The 15996-nt window shown below is 55.7% G+C and carries 23 protein-coding genes; 20 read left to right on the top strand and 3 right to left on the bottom strand.

What is annotated here, in order from left to right; translation table 11 throughout:
* Positions 1–14: 14 nt before the first annotated feature.
* From ACIQVE_RS21320 to ACIQVE_RS21265, 12 genes are all read left to right on the top strand, one after another.
* On the top strand, positions 15–281 hold the full coding sequence (locus tag ACIQVE_RS21320; RefSeq protein ID WP_402811768.1) for a hypothetical protein: 267 nt from the start codon (positions 15–17) through the stop codon (positions 279–281).
* 142 nt (positions 282–423) lie between these two features.
* Positions 424–699, top strand: a complete 276-nt coding sequence (locus ACIQVE_RS21315) for a hypothetical protein (RefSeq protein ID WP_402811766.1) — start codon at positions 424–426, stop codon at positions 697–699.
* Positions 700–1228: 529 nt separating this feature from the next.
* Complete coding sequence (locus ACIQVE_RS21310; protein WP_402811764.1) at positions 1229–1897, top strand: LexA family protein; 669 nt, start codon at positions 1229–1231, stop codon at positions 1895–1897.
* 484 nt (positions 1898–2381) lie between these two features.
* Positions 2382–2624 (top strand): hypothetical protein, encoded by a 243-nt coding sequence (locus tag ACIQVE_RS21305; protein WP_402806106.1) that lies wholly within the window; start codon positions 2382–2384, stop codon positions 2622–2624.
* A gap of 68 nt (positions 2625–2692) precedes the next feature.
* The gene (locus tag ACIQVE_RS21300) at positions 2693–3067 is read left to right on the top strand and encodes a response regulator transcription factor (RefSeq protein ID WP_402811762.1); all 375 of its coding nucleotides are present in this window, start codon (positions 2693–2695) and stop codon (positions 3065–3067) included.
* A gap of 68 nt (positions 3068–3135) precedes the next feature.
* On the top strand, positions 3136–3540 hold the full coding sequence (locus ACIQVE_RS21295; protein ID WP_402806110.1) for a hypothetical protein: 405 nt from the start codon (positions 3136–3138) through the stop codon (positions 3538–3540).
* An 83-nt stretch (positions 3541–3623) separates the two neighbouring features.
* On the top strand, positions 3624–3803 hold the full coding sequence (gene csrA / locus ACIQVE_RS21290) for a carbon storage regulator CsrA (RefSeq protein ID WP_402811759.1): 180 nt from the start codon (positions 3624–3626) through the stop codon (positions 3801–3803).
* Between the two features lie 441 nt (positions 3804–4244).
* Entirely contained in the window at positions 4245–4511 is a 267-nt protein-coding gene (locus tag ACIQVE_RS21285; protein ID WP_402811756.1) for a hypothetical protein, read from the top strand.
* Positions 4495–4755 carry a hypothetical protein gene (locus ACIQVE_RS21280; protein WP_402811754.1) on the top strand — a complete coding sequence of 87 codons (261 nt, stop codon included), beginning with the start codon at positions 4495–4497 and terminating at the stop codon, positions 4753–4755. The genes ACIQVE_RS21285 and ACIQVE_RS21280 overlap by 17 nt, the downstream gene beginning before the upstream one ends.
* Entirely contained in the window at positions 4752–4958 is a 207-nt protein-coding gene (locus tag ACIQVE_RS21275) for a hypothetical protein (RefSeq protein WP_402811751.1), read from the top strand. Before ACIQVE_RS21280 ends, ACIQVE_RS21275 begins: the two co-directional genes overlap by 4 nt.
* A gap of 149 nt (positions 4959–5107) precedes the next feature.
* The gene (bet, locus tag ACIQVE_RS21270) at positions 5108–5920 is read left to right on the top strand and encodes a phage recombination protein Bet (protein WP_402811851.1); all 813 of its coding nucleotides are present in this window, start codon (positions 5108–5110) and stop codon (positions 5918–5920) included.
* Complete coding sequence (locus ACIQVE_RS21265; RefSeq protein WP_402811748.1) at positions 5917–7554, top strand: YqaJ viral recombinase family protein; 1638 nt, start codon at positions 5917–5919, stop codon at positions 7552–7554. Before bet ends, ACIQVE_RS21265 begins: the two co-directional genes overlap by 4 nt.
* 136 nt (positions 7555–7690) lie before the next feature.
* Here the strand turns inward: ACIQVE_RS21265 and ACIQVE_RS21260 are convergent, their stop codons facing one another.
* Positions 7691–7942, bottom strand: a complete 252-nt coding sequence (locus ACIQVE_RS21260) for a hypothetical protein (protein ID WP_402811745.1) — start codon at positions 7940–7942, stop codon at positions 7691–7693.
* A gap of 84 nt (positions 7943–8026) precedes the next feature.
* On the opposite strand from ACIQVE_RS21260, the gene ACIQVE_RS21255 reads away from it, so the two are divergent.
* From ACIQVE_RS21255 to ACIQVE_RS21225, 7 genes are all read left to right on the top strand, one after another.
* Positions 8027–8794: a DUF2786 domain-containing protein gene (locus tag ACIQVE_RS21255; protein ID WP_402811742.1), complete on the top strand. Its 768-nt coding sequence runs from the start codon at positions 8027–8029 to the stop codon at positions 8792–8794.
* 377 nt (positions 8795–9171) lie between these two features.
* A complete protein-coding gene (locus tag ACIQVE_RS21250) occupies positions 9172–9393 on the top strand; it encodes a hypothetical protein (RefSeq protein WP_402811739.1) in 222 nt (73 codons plus the stop codon).
* On the top strand, positions 9390–9926 hold the full coding sequence (locus ACIQVE_RS21245; protein WP_402811737.1) for a hypothetical protein: 537 nt from the start codon (positions 9390–9392) through the stop codon (positions 9924–9926). The genes ACIQVE_RS21250 and ACIQVE_RS21245 overlap by 4 nt, the downstream gene beginning before the upstream one ends.
* Before the next feature lie 128 nt (positions 9927–10054).
* The gene (locus ACIQVE_RS21240; protein ID WP_402811735.1) at positions 10055–10564 is read left to right on the top strand and encodes a hypothetical protein; all 510 of its coding nucleotides are present in this window, start codon (positions 10055–10057) and stop codon (positions 10562–10564) included.
* 271 nt (positions 10565–10835) lie between these two features.
* Entirely contained in the window at positions 10836–11966 is a 1131-nt protein-coding gene (locus ACIQVE_RS21235; RefSeq protein WP_402811733.1) for a tyrosine-type recombinase/integrase, read from the top strand.
* A 120-nt stretch (positions 11967–12086) separates the two neighbouring features.
* A complete protein-coding gene (gene ccoN / locus ACIQVE_RS21230; RefSeq protein WP_402811848.1) occupies positions 12087–13457 on the top strand; it encodes a cytochrome-c oxidase, cbb3-type subunit I in 1371 nt (456 codons plus the stop codon).
* A 15-nt stretch (positions 13458–13472) separates the two neighbouring features.
* Entirely contained in the window at positions 13473–13694 is a 222-nt protein-coding gene (locus tag ACIQVE_RS21225; protein WP_402811730.1) for a cbb3-type cytochrome c oxidase subunit 3, read from the top strand.
* Between the two features lie 279 nt (positions 13695–13973).
* On the opposite strand, the gene ACIQVE_RS21220 is transcribed toward ACIQVE_RS21225, so the two are convergent.
* Positions 13974–14465 carry a hypothetical protein gene (locus ACIQVE_RS21220; RefSeq protein WP_402811728.1) on the bottom strand — a complete coding sequence of 164 codons (492 nt, stop codon included), beginning with the start codon at positions 14463–14465 and terminating at the stop codon, positions 13974–13976.
* Between the two features lie 204 nt (positions 14466–14669).
* On the opposite strand from ACIQVE_RS21220, the gene ACIQVE_RS21215 reads away from it, so the two are divergent.
* Positions 14670–15362 carry an aspartate/glutamate racemase family protein gene (locus ACIQVE_RS21215; RefSeq protein WP_402811725.1) on the top strand — a complete coding sequence of 231 codons (693 nt, stop codon included), beginning with the start codon at positions 14670–14672 and terminating at the stop codon, positions 15360–15362.
* A 1-nt stretch (position 15363) separates the two neighbouring features.
* On the opposite strand, the gene ACIQVE_RS21210 is transcribed toward ACIQVE_RS21215, so the two are convergent.
* Positions 15364–15882, bottom strand: a complete 519-nt coding sequence (locus ACIQVE_RS21210; RefSeq protein ID WP_402811722.1) for a GNAT family N-acetyltransferase — start codon at positions 15880–15882, stop codon at positions 15364–15366.
* Between the last annotated feature and the right edge of the window lie 114 nt (positions 15883–15996).

Genomic DNA, 15996 nt, shown 5'->3' with positions numbered 1-15996 from the left:
TGAGGGTAATGCGCATGAAGAAGCAGGAAAAAACAGAACTGGCATGGAAAGTCGAAGAACTTGATCGGCGGCTGAAGGCGTCAAATGACCTGGTGATTTTTTTGCTCGCATCGATAGCAGGCACACATTCAAACCTCTCGCAGGAACTGCTTGAGCAGTTCGAGGAGATAAAACAAAGCGAGGGTCTCCCCCTGAAGCCAGAATTTGAAAAGTTAATCAACCAATCCATAGCAGCCCTTGGCGACGGGGATTTCGATTTGGACGGCATCTTGGATCTGTAAAAACGGCTCACAATTCAGCTCCAGCCATTAGTTACCTATCTCCACGCGAGCGAAAACACTCTGTCGAGAGAGGCTGAAATAGGTGTCCGGCGCATCCGTGGTAAATTTAAGTTTCCACACCAAAGGCCCAAGGAGGCCGGACATGACTCAAAAAAACTTGATACTTGATCGAAACGGGATGTTCCTCTCTGTTCACCCCACGCCAATCACGACGCCATGTGAATTTACGCTCCATGAAAACGGAGAGTTCATCATCAGGTTTTTGGAGTCCAAACCGGACTGCCCGCGAGAAACTCGGGTGACATCCGTGACGCTCTCAAAGGAAGCGTTACGCGCACTGCTTGCGGAAATTCAGCTGCTTCGAATGCATCCGGATAAGCCTCTTGAAGTGCTCGGAATATTGGATTCTCCGCAGTAATCCACAGCGTGGTGGCGCGGATTAAATCCGCGGCACTTATGCCAGTGACCGGCGCACCATCTACTGCTACGAATGCTTCACTCATGGTCTTTCTCTCCACTGGTTATAAAAACAGCTATTCCGCCGCACTGCCGGAAAGGCGATGCAACGGGCAGAATTCGTCTTGTGGTCAGCCCGCATGGCTGAGGGCCTCGGGGGTGGCAGGATTCCGAGGGTGTTCCCTGAAATAGCTCGCCAAGGTCCGGAGCGTATTGATCCGCGGATTGTCGGTAAGCCCCGTCGCGATCTTGCACAAAGTGGAGTAACCCACCCCGGTGGACGTGCAAATTTCACGTCTATCGCCACGCCTTTTTGTGAGCTCATCTCGCACAAGGCCAAGCAAATCATCTTGAAAATCGGAGTTGGTCATAGCGCTTGTCTCGAATTATTCGCATGAGACTAGCTTATCCATATACGGATAATGCAGTCAAGCCACAAACGACTTGACCCAGCGGTTATGATTATCCGAATATGGATTAGGAATATTTCTATGGGATCAGTACGCCAAACGCTGGCCAATAATCTTAAATACCTAATGGCGGGAAGCTCCGAGCTGGAGACCCAGCAAAAGCTCGCCTCGCGAGCTGGTGTGGGACAACCCACCATTGGTCGCATCCTGAGGCAGGAATCGGATGCGGGAATATCCATTGTGTCCAGTCTCGCCGGTGCATTTAAGCTTTCCGCACAAGACCTCTTGGATAAGGGGCTTATCGATAGGCTGACCGGAGAGGATTCTAATATCCGGTCCGGGGGCGGCCTATTTGCTCCCGTCCCCTTAATTTCTTGGGTGGTCGCGGGAATGCTGACTGAGAACGTAGATAATCTCGCTATGTGCGAAGTCCAAGAATGGCTTCAATGCCCATACGCTCACAGCGCGAGAGCGTTTTGTCTTCAAAATAAGGGGCTGAGTATGTCTCCCGAGTATCGTGAAGACGAAGTGCTGCTTATAGATGCCGACGTGACCCCGCTTCATAACAGCGATGTCATCGTTAGAACGCCGGGGCCAGACGCAAAGACTACCTTTAGGCGTCTTCAAGTTACCCAGGATGGAACGTTCCTCATGGCGCTTAACAAAGACTTTCCGGATCGCCTCATAGCAATGCCGTCGGGCAGCAAAATCCTCGGAACCGTAACCGGATCCTGGATGCGCCGACACTAAAGCTACCGCTCATCTTAAAGCCCTCCATCGCGAGGGCTTTTTTTTGGCATCAAAAAGCCACCAATGAATACACTTTCAAATATTTATTCCTATATGGCTTGACACGTTATCCGTATACGGATAATTTTCACTTCAGGCCGCAAATTAACCTTATTTGGATAAACGGCTTAGGGTTAGCCTCATACGTATCGCAGCAACACACCGCCGCGAAGCGGCAACCCGAACCGCTCTTTAACAATCAACGCAACACACAACAGACCGCATTGCCTCTACCGGCGACCGGCGAGCAGACAGGCCCGAAAGCCTGCCAACGACAGGAACACCCTGTACGGCTGATCGATGGTGAAACGCCTTAACCGAGTGAATGACCCGGCATGCAATGCGCCCCGCGAATCCCAGCGGCAAAGGGGGAGAGACATCGATTTCACTGGATGACCTTCTCACGAGGGTCATCTGGGAAATTAACCGCAATGGGTACGAAAAAATGATCGACCACGACGGACTTGTAGATGAGGCACATGCCGCCATCCAGGACTACGTAAACAACTGCGACTGTCTGTCTGAGGAAGAGCTGGCGCGTTCACTAGAGACGCTCCTGCTCGCAACCTCCCTAGCTCTTTCAGCCGCGAAAGGCCAGGAAAAAACAGCGGCGTATATGCATCGATTGGCGGACCTCTCCGATCAAGGGAGCTTCGCCAATGTCGCCAGTTTTGAGCGCATCAACTGAGTATTCTTGAGAGTTTCACTAATGCACTTGGTGACGGGTGCATTGGGAAACCTACCGGAAATCCCCCCATGGAAAAGACCATCACAAAAGGTGCCTGGAAAGGTCACCTTGGCCGCGGTCTTGCACCGAGAGAGCTTCAATTTTTGCTCTCTGTTGTTCAGGGCCTGACAGCAAAAGAAGTTGCACGGGAGCATGGCGTTACACCCGGCACCGTCGTAAAGCGCCTTTCAAATGCCATGTACAAACTCGGCGTGAATCGCCAGACAGCGATGATCGCCGAGGCCATGCGCCGACAGATCATTTCGCCGATGTGCTTCGTACTGGCTGCGCTCATGACGCTAAACGCAATGGTCGCAGGTGGAAGCGGCGAAACAGGCCGTCGACCTCCCTCTTCGAGAACCGCTCAAGTGCGGATCGCTCGACGCATAGAAGCTTCAGCTTAACGGGCAGTATCACTTCTGCACCTAGTGACGGGTGCAGCGGGAAATCAACCACGCAATGAGAAAACACAATGAATCTACTACGACCAGGTGTACACGCTCGCGACAAGGTTACCGGCTTTGAAGGCGTTATTACTGCGCTTCTTCAAGAGGTCAGCGAACCCAATCAAATTCGCGGTCAATTTCGGTTGGAGTCGAAATCGCATGACGGCAAGCTCGGAGAGACTCAGTGGTTCGAAATCTCGCGTATTGAAGCTGCTGGCAGAGCTGGGCCAGGTGCCGAGGACGCTACACCGACGTCGGATAGGGCGGCGTCTAAAGACACCTCAAAAGCCGAAGAAGGCCGCATATCTATCAGGGACATGATCGAGATGCTGATGTCCATGGGAATCGCAAAGGTGGTTCGTGTAGGTGGATGCGATGACCCTAGCTGCCCCGTTTGCACTGCGGCGCGCAAAGAACTGAAGACTCATTAAATTATTCGTCTTGGCGGCGCTTCACTGATGTCGCTTCCACTGAGGCGGCATTGGGAAACCAACCAAAGCAAGGAAAATGGAACATGCTTATTTTGACTCGAAAAGTCGGTGAAGTCCTGAACATTGGTGACGACATCAACGTCACCGTATTGGGTGTCAGCGGGAAGCAAGTAAGGATTGGTATCGACGCTCCAAAGGATGTTGCGGTGCATCGTGAAGAGATTACCCAATGCATCAAAGCAGGCCTGACAAAGCCGCAGTGAAGAATCAACCAGCGCCGACGACAGCCTGTCGCTAACTGCCCGATCCTCTCTATGTGAGCGCATCGGTGAGCTCTGAAGCACAACGGTTGTTTCGTTGGATGGTTCGTGGGCCATCGCTTCAGAACTCACCGATGCCCTTCCCTCAACATCAACCGGGATAAATCGAATACAAGTGAATGGCGTATATGGACATCAAGATTACGATGCCAGCAACCATTCCGAACATGAGACCAATATGCATCGGTGTCACCCTGTAGCGCCATAAATGGATGATCCCTGGACGTAGCAAGCGCCTGCATACATTTTAGATCCTGCTTTAAAAACTTGCTGATATTCCCTCCCCGTTTTCATACGCCGCCACCTTGATTAGTTGACCTTGCGGAAGTCTCTTCCGGTCAGGGTGGCGACCTATGCGCTCGAATAACTCGCAAGGAGTTGGTCATGGCCACCAGCTACGCTGATAACCGGCAGCAAGAAGAACTGGATGAGCGCCTCAGGAACCCTGTCGCACGTTGTTCGCGTTGCGGCCTGAATCCTCATAACTTCGATAACGCCGAGTTTGCGGATGCACACACTGCTCGGCTCGCCGAAAGAAACGCTCGCCAACAAGCGAAGCAGAAAGAAAACGCAAAACGTATCCGGGCCGCTGTCGACCAGATAGCCGAATTCTGGAGCCGAAAGGAGAAGTCGAATGTGCCGAAACCGTGACCGATCAATTGAGATGGTTGAGCAACAAATAGAATGGATCGGCAAATCGTCTTTTCCGGACTCCAACCTTTGCGAAGGCATGATCCAAGCAAATCTAGCCCATGGTTTTATCAACCAGGGCGAATCGCTTGAGCTGACTGAGCGTGCGTATGGCGCGGCATCAGCTCGGCGTGCCGAACTCCACCGGCAGGATACGGCCCGCCGTTTGGCCGACATCCATGCATTGTGCAGGAAAGCGCCATGACCACCTCGCCAGTAAAGAGCTTAATCGAGGAAATGGTTGACGAATTGATCTCTGACCATCTGTCACCATCTCGCGAGCCGCTGAACGAATCACTGGGACTGCCACGCGAAACGCTCGTGATGAACATTCCCGTCCGACTGGCCGTTACCTGCCAGGGTGGGCGCAAACGACTGAAGGTGCGCCATGACCAGCATTCAGCGTAGTCGCCGTCATGCCATCTGGCGCAGTGCAGGTGTGGCCCTCTTCCTCAGCGTCTTCTTTTTCGGCCACGCAATCGGCGGCCTGATTACCCAATAACCCAAACCTTCAAACGCTGCGTGCATCGCGGCAAGGATTCCCCATGTCCGCAGTAATGAAACAAGCCGACCAAGCGCCAGCCATGTCCGAGTCAGCACTTGTCGAAGTTTTGAGTGGCAGCCTGTACCCGGGCGCCGCGCACAACTCGGTCGTAATGGTCTTGGCCTACTGCCAGGCGGCACACCTGGACCCAATGCTGAAGCCGGTCCACATCGTCCCGGTCTACCAGAAGGGTCGCGGCATGGTCGACGTGGTAATGCCGGGGATCGGCCTTTACCGAATTCAGGCTGCGCGCACGGGGCAATACGCCGGCATCAGCGAACCTGAGTTCGGGCCACCAATTACAGCGAAGCTCGCAGGTGTCGATGTCACCTATCCGGAGTGGTGCCGGGTCACGGTGAAGCGGCAGATGTTGAACGGGCTTGTCGCCGAGTTCACCGCAAGCGAACGCTGGATAGAGAACTACGCAACTTCCAGCAAAGACACCGTCGCGCCGAATGCCATGTGGAAGCGCCGGGCTTTTGCCCAGCTTGCCAAATGCGCCGAGGCGCAGGCTCTGCGCAAGGCCTTTCCCGAAGTTGGATCAGCGCCAACCGCTGACGAAATGGAGGGCAAGACATTCGACGAAGGGGCTCGCGATGTAACCCCCAAGCAGCCCCAGCCTAATTCTGATCCTGAGCCCGAACCTAAACCGCCGTATTCGGATGAGAAATTCGAAAAGATGCTTCCTGTCTGGCAGGCAGGCATTGACGAGGGCAAGACGGACGCTCAGTCGCTCATCGATTTTCTAGACCTCAAATACACGCTCAGCCCAAGCCAGATCGAGGCGATCCAAAAGCTTGCGGCCATCCCTGGAGAAACAGAATGAAGATTCACAAATTAGCCCAAGGATCAGACGCCTGGCATGCGCTGCGCGCTCAGCACTTCAACGCTTCGGAAGCGCCAGCCATGATGGGCGCTTCAAAGTATCAGTCCCGCACCGAGCTGCTGACCTTGAAGAAGACGGGGATCAGTCCTGAGGTCACCGCATCGCAGCAGTACATCTTCGACAAGGGACATGCGGCTGAAGATCTTGCGCGGATCATTGTTGAACAGAAGATTGACGATGATTTGTTTCCCGTCGTTGGCACCGAAGGAAATCTTCTGGCGTCCATGGACGGCATGACCGCGCTAGGCGAGACCCTCTTCGAGCACAAGCTGTGGAATGAATCACTGGTAGCCCAGGTGCAGGATGGTGAGCTGACACCGCAATATTACTGGCAGCTTGAACAGCAGTTGCTTGTCAGTGGCGCCGAGCGTGTGATTTTTGTCTGCTCGGATGGCACTGAAGAAAACTTCGTTTCGATGGAGTATCGAGCCGTACCAGGTCGCGCCGAGCAGCTGGTCGCAGGCTGGAAACAGTTCGAAGCTGACCTTGCCAATTTCGAATTGCAGGGCGCGCAATCAATCGTTGTCGGAAAGGCGCCAGACGAGCTGCCTGCCCTACGTATTGAACTCACCGGCATGGTTACCGCCAGCAACCTGAAAGTGTTTGAAGAGTCCGCGCTGGCGGTTATTGACTCGGTCAAGACCGAGCTGGAAACCGATCAAGACTTCGCGGACGCCAAAAAAGCTGTGAAGTGGTGCGGCGATGTTGAAGAGGCTGTCGCAACAGCCAAGAAGCAGGCGCTGTCACAAACCGAGTCCATTGAAGAACTGTTCCGCGCACTGGATCGCATCAGCGCGCATGCTCGTGACACCCGCTTGAAGGTCAACGGGTTGGTCAAGGCTAAAGAGCTTTTGGTCAAGACCAACATTAAGCAAAAGGCCGAGAAGGCTTTAGCTGGGCACGTCGCGGCGATCAACAAGACACTGGGCAAAGTGATTCTTCCGGCGGTACCGGTGGATTTCGCGGGTGCTATGAAGAACAAGCGCACCATCGCTAGCCTTCAGGATGCCGTGGATACCGAACTTGCCCGAGCGAAGATCGATACCAGTCAGGTCGCAGACTGCATTCGCTTTAACCTGGTCAGCCTGGCTGAGCTGACCGTAGATCACGAGTTTCTCTTCGGTGACATCCAGCAACTCGTGATGAAGGCCAACGACGACCTGGTGGCCACGATCAAAATGCGGATCGCAAATCACAAGGAGGCCGAAGATAAAAAGGCAGAGGCTCAGCGTCAACAAATCCGGGCGGAAGAATTGCAGCGGATCGAGGACGAAGAAAAAGCCAAGCAAGTCGCTGATCCGGTTGTTGAATATGCATCGGTCACCACCAAGGCTTCGGCAAAGCCCGCGCAGACTTATCAGGAGGCATCCAAACCGACAGCAGCATCCGGTCAGTCAGTAACATTGCAGGCTGAAGTCTTCGACTTTGAAGCTCTGTTCGAGGCCGTTGTTAGTGGCGAAGTTCCGCTCTCGGTGCTCGCTGTCAGCTGGGATGGACTTGATGCGCTCACTGCTGGAAAGGGATCCGACTTCACTCTGCCGGGCGTTCGGATGGTTGGCGCCTGCGCTGCCTGACCTAAGCGATGCCTTCCCCTTGGCGCCCCTCTCGGGGCGTCCTTTTTCGCTGATACCGGAAGACACCTTGACCACAGGGTGGCTTGCCAGTGCCTGCAATACTTCCAGCATGGAAGTAGTCATGCCCATGGATGCCTCAGATCGTTCCGGACATTCGTCGCATCGCGTCTTCGGCGACTTCAATGCTTCGTATTTTAGCTGCATCAAAACTCAGATAGACAGCCGTTTCGCGAAGTGTCCGTTCTTGGGCTCCCGGTGCAGTTACTTTGATATTGAAGCCCAGCGGGATTGGATTGTCTTCAGCACCCCAAACGAACTCGATACGGGCCGTTTCTCGATAGGGACCGTGCCAATCGATTGAACGGGGTCTTTCGTTAAGATCTTTCATCTTTCCTCCCTAAATCCGGGGATATACCGGATCACCAAGCAATAGCTCACCTCAACGCATCACGCCAGCCGGCGAGGACGACTCATGGTGTCTGATCCAAAAAAGCTAGAGCGCATCATCCGCAAAATAAAACGCTGCATGGCTCTTTCGCAAAGCTCAAACGAGAACGAAGCGGCAACAGCCATAAGGCATGCGCAGTCACTGATGCGTGAGTATCGACTGACCGAGACTGATGTTCGGCTAAGCGATGTCGGCGAGGTAGAATCCTCTGTGTCGCGACCTCGGCGCCCTGCGTGGGATCGCTATCTGAGCACGATAGTGGCTGAGGTATTTGGCTGCCAATCGCTCCGCTATACGCATTGGTGCAAAGCCACCGGTCGACGAGTTGAACGAGCTACGTTCGTTGGCGTTACACCTGCTCAGCACATCGCTTTGTACGCTTATGAATCTCTACTGACCAAGGTTACGCTTGCCCGCAGGGAGTACGCGGCGGGCGTCCGATCTGGAGTCCATAGAAGCAACTACTGCGCCGGAACAGCAGCGGATCATTTCGCCATCGCCTGGGTGCTCCAGGTGCGCGACAAGCTGGAAGCTCTGATTCCCAAAGGGGAATCGGACGCTCTCATAGAGCAAGCTGGTAACGGCAGCAGTCTGGTTGCCGTGGTCGCTCAGGACAAAGCGCTGATTGAACAATTTTTATCGGGCAAGCAAATAGGTAAATCCCGTAAAGCCGCCGAGTTCGAGCTAGATTTAGATGCGCAGATTGCCGGGATGCTGGCGGGATCTAAAGTGGAGCTGCATGCAGGCCTGGCTACCGGCGGCCAGAGCCTTTTCCTCACCGAAAACGCGTAGCGCTGCGTTACGCCTCTCCAACTATCTTCACAGCCAATCCTCACTCGCCACCAGGGAAACCCCTACACCACCAGCCAATGGAGGTATCGCCATGCCCACGCCTAAAACCAGCTTTCGCAATCGGCGGTACCGGCACAGGGAAACCAGAAAGCGGTACCTGGTCATCGATGAGCATGACGATATCTGTGATCTAGAAGGCGTTGATCGGCACTGCATCGAAGTCACGCGAATTAAATTAACCACCTGCGACACATGGGAGCGCATGCCATGAAGCACGAACCACCTGATAAACAATTGGAAGACGCGGCTAAACCCCTCCTATGGATGGGCGCCGTACTGGTGATTTTGGGAGTTATCGGGCTCGTATGGATGTTGCTATGAAAAAGATCCTTTTCGTGTTGCTGCTCACCCTCACCGGCTGCAGCAAAGTCATAACCATCGCGCACGACGAAGCACACGGGGTGACCTGCTGGGTTTCTTCCTCGAATGACATCAGCTGCCTGCCAGATGCTGCTGTTTTGAATTGCAGTGAGCATGACCATCAATCAGAGCAGGCGACGGCTCCTGCCTCGCACACCGAGGAGAGGTTTCGGCTATGACCGATAAAATCGAAATTTCGCGGGAACTGGTAGAGCGGATGGCGAAAGCCGCACGATCTATTGGCCTGTCCATCTCAGACGAAATCTACCAAGCCATAGATGCCGCCCCAGTCGTCGAGCTCCAGAATGACCCCGCGAAGCTTAACTTTCCAACCATGCTGCGCAAGATGTGGTCAGGCGGCGAGGTCCAACGCTGGATCGATGAACAAGGGCCGCTCTATCGACACCCTGAAAATCCCCGACATGGCGATTCTGCAATTTCGTCAACCGGAATTGATGGCTGTTCGGGCGATCTGTCAACCGAGCAGCACCAGGGCGAGAGCCCATTGAGCGAATTGGCCGTACTACGACAGACCTGCGCCCAGCTCGAACAATTCAGGGATCAGGTTGTCGCCGCTCGGCTCAAGCTTGAGCTGGAGGAAACTGAGATGCGGCGGAAGGTAATTCGTGAAGCTGGTTTTTGCACTAAATGCCACGGAAGCCGAATGATCCGCGGAACCTACGACTGCATGCCGTGCGATCAGTGTTGCTGAGAATGGTGCCCGCCCGACCCTGACCCACAGCTCACGTCGATAGAAGATCAGTGCCGGACGAACGGCGCAGACAATACAACAACATCCCTTCTTTTCAAAGTCATCCGCTATAGCGGTAAGGAATCCCTATGCCTCTCGAAAACATGCCCGTCATGAAGGGCGTCAACATCAAATCCATTCCTATGCACCTGCTCATGCCCTACGAGCGACAGGCAGTACGCAATCACAGTCAATCCCTGCAGCGTCTTGCCGAGCGCGGCGGGATGTGTCCGACCGAGATCCTCGGAATTATTCGAGGACTCAGCTGGATCCAGCTCAAGGTTCGCCCTGACGATGAAGCCGAGCTGATCAAGTGGGTCCAGAAACAATCCGCGCCCACCGACAGGCGCATTGAGCCAACGGTCTCCATGGCGCCAGCAAGTACCAGGAGCGAGCCAGCGCCGGAACTCCTGAATCCCTTGAGCCCCGTCAGCCCTCTGAATCCGATCAACCAGATCGACAACTACGAACCGCCCCGCTCCCACAGCCATTGCGAACCGAGCAGCTCCAGCAGTAGCTACTCAGGCGGCAGCTCGTCCAGTTCGAGTGATTACGGCTCCATCTCAAGCAACAACGGTTCCAGCTGCAGCAGTGACTAATTCAATTCCCCACCTTCTGCCGCCATAGGGCGGCATTCAAAAGCCAGCCATCACCGGTGTGGCGAGGAGTCTCCATGGCCAGAACAAAGCAACCAACCGTTGATGACCCTGCCGCCCTAGTCGTCGACAAGGTTTTAGAAAGACGGCTCGCCGAGCTCACCGGTTTAACCCAAAAGGCGCTGGAGCACAGGCGCCTATCTGGAGAAATCCCGCGAGACGTCTGGGAAAAAGTTGGCGGTCGAATCATGTACAGCTTGGAGCGATATAACAAATGGGCAGAAAATCAGTGGGCCTCCCTGATGGCGTCGAGACCAGGGGCAATAGCGTGCGAGTCCGTTTTACTTGGAACGGTCAGCGTCGGAGCGAGTCGACCTCCTATCAGCCGACGCCGAAAGGCATCGCAGCAGCCGGCAATCTCCGTGCTCGTGTAAAGGAACTGATTCGGCTCGGCGCCCTGACAGATGATCTGTATGCCGAGCTGTTCCCCGATTCAAGTTACACCCTAGAGAGAAGGACACCGACGTTCGGGGAGTTCGCGCAAATCTGGCTCGACAGTCGGGATATCGTAGACGGCACCCGAGCGGATTATAAAAGTATCTTTAATCGGTTTTGGATGCCGCCCTTCTCCGCCAAGCGCATCGACAACATCACGTCAGCCGATATCCGGAAAATGGTGTCTGCCACTGACTTTGGGCCTGTCGGCGTTCGTCGAAACGCCATGAACAAGCTGTCCAGCCTGATGGGGGCCGCTGTTCTTGATGGGCATATTTCGCGAAATCCGTGCGTGTCGATTCCTCGGACCAAACAGCTAAAGCGCCCGATCGATCCATTCGAGCGCGAGGAAGCTGAACGCATCATTGTGGATATGTACGAGCAGTTGACCGGTCCAACCCGAATTTACGCGGCATATTTCGAGTTCGCGTTTTTCACCGGCATGCGACCAGGTGAGCAGCGCGCACTGAAATGGTCGGAGGTCAACGAAGAGAAGTGCCGAGCGCATGTGTGCAGGGGTGTCGTGAAAGGCAGACTGTACGAGCGAGTCAAAACGAAAAACGTTCGTGATGTCCTGCTGAACCCTAGAGCGCTGAACGCCATCAGGGAGGCGCGCTCGCTGGCAAAAGAAGGTGCGGAGTTTGTATTTCCGCCAACGGAAGGACCAAGCGAGTTTATCAAGTCCGATGCAACCACGAAAAAGCACTTCCTGCCTTCCCTGAAGCGTTTGGGCATCCGTCGGCGTCGGCAGTACGACAGTCGACACACGTACGCAACGATGTGCCTGATGAAAAATATGAACGTCGCCTTCATTGCGGATCAGCTCGGGCACAGTGTACAAATGCTGCTCTCGACATACGCCAAGTGGATCAATTCCGCTTCGGATTGGGCGGAGCTGAACAAGCTTTAAACCTCGCAAAATGGCCCACTATTGGCCCAGCCAACTAAACAACCTAGCTGAAGCCCAGCAAAATAAGGACCTAACAGGTGGCGTGCGACATCTAACTACAAGGTCGTCCGCCAATTCGTCATCGCGACTGTTTTCTGGGGTGTCGTGGGCATGGCGATGGGGGTATGGATCGCCTCGCAACTGGTCTGGCCGCAGATGAATCTGGACGTGCCGTGGACCACCTTCGGCCGCTTGCGACCGTTGCACACCAGCCTGGTGATTTTCGGTTTCGCCGGTAGCGCGCAATTCGCTGCCAGCTACTACGCGGTGCAGCGCACCTGCCAGGTGAGACTGTATTCGGACAAGCTCGCCGCATTCACTTTTTGGGGCTGGCAATCGGTGATCGTGATCATGTTGATCACCCTGCCGCTGGGCTACACCACCACCAAGGAATACGCCGAGATCGAGTTCTCCGGCGCCGTGTGGATGGCTGTGGTCTGGGTCGCCTACGCCGTGGTGTTCTTCACCACTGTGGTGCAGCGCAAGACCAAACACATCTACGTCGGCAACTGGTTCTTCGGTGCGTTCATTCTGGTGATCGCCATGTTGCACGTGGTCAATCACCTGTCGATTCCGGTGGACTGGTTCAAATCCTATCCAGTCTATTCAGGCGCCACCGATGCCATGGTGCAGTGGTGGTACGGGCACAACGCGGTGGGTTTCTTCCTGACCACGGGTTTCCTCGGGATGATGTATTACTTCGTGCCGAAACAGGTCAATCGGCCGGTGTATTCGTACCGGTTGTCGATCGTGCATTTCTGGGCGCTGATCACCCTGTACATCTGGGCCGGCCCGCACCACTTGCACTACACCGCACTGCCGGACTGGGCGCAGTCGCTGGGCATGGCGATGTCACTGATCCTGTTGGCGCCGAGTTGGGGCGGGATGATCAACGGCATGATGACCTTGTCCGGTGCCTGGCATAAATTGCGTACCGACCCGATCCTGCGCTTTCTGGTGCTGTCGCTGGCGTTTTACGGCATGTCGACGTTTGAAGGGCCGATGATGGCAATCAAAACGGTCAACGCCCTCTCCCATTACACCGACTGGACCATCGGCCACGTACACGCCGGCGCACTCGGCTGGGTGGCGATGATCACCTTCGGCGCGACGTATCACATGGTGCCGAAAGTGTTCGGCCGCGAGCAGATGTACAGCACGCCGCTGATCAACCTGCACTTCTGGCTGGCGACCATCGGCACCGTGTTGTACATCGCTTCGATGTGGGTCAACGGCATCACGCAGGGCCTGATGTGGCGGGCAATCAACGAGGATGGCACGCTGACCTACTCGTTCGTCGAAGCACTACAGGCCAGTCATCCGGGGTTCATCGTGCGTTTTGCTGGCGGGGTGTTTTTCCTGACCGGGATGTTGCTGATGGCTTACAACGTCTGGCGTACGGTGCGGGTTGCGGACGTGGCACTGGCCCACCGTGAAGCGCAGATCGCCTGAGGCAGGGAGCCGGTCATGTTCGAATTTTTCTTGAATGGGTTGGGCGTGGTGTTTCTGTGGCTGGCGGTGGAGTACTGCTTGCGCCGTGAGACCGCGGACAGTCTGGATGAGGCCAGCATGGTGCCGTTTGCCGATGACCCGGAGGTGGCGCGAAGGGTTGAGCTGGCGACGGGCAAAACCGTGAAAGCGGTGGCTCCGGAGGTGGCGAAGCCGGGTTGGGTCAACCTGGATATGTGAGGGGTGTCAGGTGGACTGCCCTCACCCTAGCCCTCTCCCAAAGGGAGAGGGGACTGACCGAGTGGTTTATACGAGCTACGTCGACCTGAAGTATCGAAAGTGAATGCAATTTCAAAAACAACGGAAATCTGCTGTGTTCATCACCGAACGCAGATTTCGGCGACGACGAAGATCTGCTCCCTCCCGCCGAACGCAGATTTCGACGACAACGAAGATCTGCTCCCTTTCCCCCTCGCCCCCTTGGGGGAAAGGGCTGGGGTGAGGGGGTAGCTTTTGATCTTAACCGCGATCACGAGGGATCAAGCTCTGCAACTGCAACGCCAGAAAATCCGCATCAAACGCAAACGTATCCGGGTCTTTCAAGCCGTTGGTCTTGCGCCACTGCCACTCCCCACCCGGCAGCCCCACCAGCGAAATACTGCCGTAACGCGCCGCCGTTAAACCCATCACCGCCAACGAAATCTGCCCCGCGCTGCCCATCACATCCGGCACAAACTCGACCGGTTTGCCGGCAATCACGATGGTCAGTTTTTCAGTCTTGAAGGTCGACGTCTCGACTGGCGTGCTCGGCCCGAACGCGACATAGGCCTCACGGCTGACCTCCAGCAGATTTGGTGCCTGCACCGGTTCAAGCCATTGCTGGATTTGCCCGAACAATTCGGTAATCCGCGTTGCCCACGTCTGCGACTGGGTTTCGAACAGTTGCTTCTTGTGCGCCTCACTCTCGGCATAGTGACGAAGCATTTCGCCCAGTTGTTGTACGTCGTTCATGGGTACATTCCTCTGAGGGAGCCTGCGATACCTGATAGTGACAGATCGAAGCAGCGGCGTACGTTAAACCTCGAAGGCAGGCACCGTGACACTTTGCGGCTGGATCAACGGTACAGTTACTTTGCACTGGCGCACGTCTGGGAACAAATAGACACTCTGTTCCGGCCCAGCCTTTCGCCAGGGCCCGAGCCTTGGGGGAATCGAATGCGCACTATCGGCCTGATCGGCGGCATGAGCTGGGAGTCCAGCGCTGAATACTATCGCCTCATCAATCAACAAGTCCGCGATCGACTCGGCCCGTTGCGGTCGGCGCAGATGCTGATGTACAGCGTCGACTTCGGCCCTGTCGAGCAAGCCCAGCACGCCGGACGCTGGGATGACGCGGCGGCGATTCTGGTGGACGCCGCGCGCAGGCTCGAAACCGGCGGCGCCGAATGTGTGGTGCTGTGTACCAACACCATGCACAAGGTGGCCGAGCAGATTCAGGCAGCCATCAACATTCCGTTCCTGCACATTGCCGAACCGGCAGCGCAGGCGGCTTTAAAGATTGAGGCGCTTACGGTCGGGCTGCTGGGCACGGCGTTCACCATGGAGCAGGATTTTCTCAAGCAGCGATTGATCGCCCAAGGCTTGACGGTGTTGGTGCCGGACGACGCTGAGCGCAAGGACGTGCACCGGATAATCTACGACGAACTGTGTGTCGGCGTGATCAGCGAGGCGTCGCGCAAGGTCTACCAGCAGGTGATTGAATCCCTCACCGCGCGTGGCGCTCAGGCAATCATTCTGGGCTGCACGGAAATCGGCATGCTGATCAAACCCGAACACAGCGCCCTGCCCCTGCTCGACACCACCGAGTTGCATGCGCAGTCGGCGGTGGCGTTCGCGCTGGGCGACTGACTCAGGTTTTGGGACGATTGCGCAGACGGGCCATGCTCAGGGTGTCCACCCACTGCCCATCGCGCACGGCGTAGTCGCGGAACAGGCCTTCGGTCTCGAAACCGAACTTGCGGTAGAGACCGATGGCTGCCTCGTTGTCGGCGTACACCGAAAGCTCGACGCGGTGCAGGTTCATCCAGTTGTCGGCCACATCCAGCGCCGCTGCCAACAATTTCGAACCCACGCCTTTGCCCTGCCAAGCCGTCGCGACACCCATGCCAAAACTACCGGCGTGACTGCGACGAATCCGCGAAAAATGCTCCAGCCCCAAGTGGCCGACCACTACGCCCTGATGGAGCGCCACCAATTTCACTGCCCGCTCGTTATCGGCTTGTATCCGTTGGCGCCAAACCTCGGCGGACTGATACGGCATCTGCAACACCTGCCGGGCGACGGCGGCGTCGTTGTACAGCGCGGTGACACCCTCGACGTGGGATTCGTTGAAGCGCTCGAGATGAATGGCGGGGTCGTGGTCTGGCATGGCGGATCTGTCCGTGATCGATGTGTGGCCGGCCACTCTAAACCGCCCATTATCAATTTGGCGAGATCAAAAACTGTGGGAGCGAGCTTGCTCGCGAAGGCGGTGTGTCATTAA

It is taken from the genome of Pseudomonas sp. NPDC098747, assembly GCF_044760045.1.
In the GTDB taxonomy this organism is placed as follows: domain Bacteria; phylum Pseudomonadota; class Gammaproteobacteria; order Pseudomonadales; family Pseudomonadaceae; genus Aquipseudomonas.
This window is presented reverse-complemented; position numbering and strand designations above follow the sequence as displayed.